The following is a 474-nucleotide window of genomic DNA, read 5'->3' on the forward strand; positions in this document are numbered from 1 at the left end:
TGGTTGTTGCGCCGCGGATCAACGCGGATATTAATCGCCCGGAAATTGTTATTCGGCCCTATCCCAATCTGGCGTCGCAGCTGGGTGTGACGACCGCATCCTTAAGTCAGACGATCCGTATCGCGACATTGGGCGAAATTGAGCAAAATGCCGCAAAATTTTCCCTGTCTGACCGGCAAATTCCGATCAAAGTAAGGTTGAGCGAAAATTCGCGCGAAAATATTGAAACCATCCGCAATTTGCCCGTGCCAACATCATCGGGCGGCACCGTGCCGCTCAGCCGCGTTGCGGAGATTAGTTATGGCTCCGGCCCGACGGCGATTCAGCGATATAATCAAAGCCGGCGGATATTTGTTGGCGCCGATCTTGCGCCCAATGTGGTGAAGGGTGAGGCGGATATTGCGATCAATAAATTGCCCATTCTCCAAAATCTGCCATCGGGCGTCGCGCGCGAAGCTTTTGGCGAGGAAGAAT

The 474-nt window shown here is 53.4% G+C and carries 1 protein-coding gene; it reads left to right on the forward strand.

The window, feature by feature from the left end; genetic code table 11:
* Positions 1-474: efflux RND transporter permease subunit (locus tag EJ063_RS20645; protein WP_148104555.1), on the forward strand; the 474-nt coding region annotated here is incomplete at both ends.

It is taken from the genome of Vibrio aquaticus (assembly GCF_003970385.1).
Taxonomy (GTDB): domain Bacteria; phylum Pseudomonadota; class Gammaproteobacteria; order Enterobacterales; family Vibrionaceae; genus Vibrio; species Vibrio aquaticus.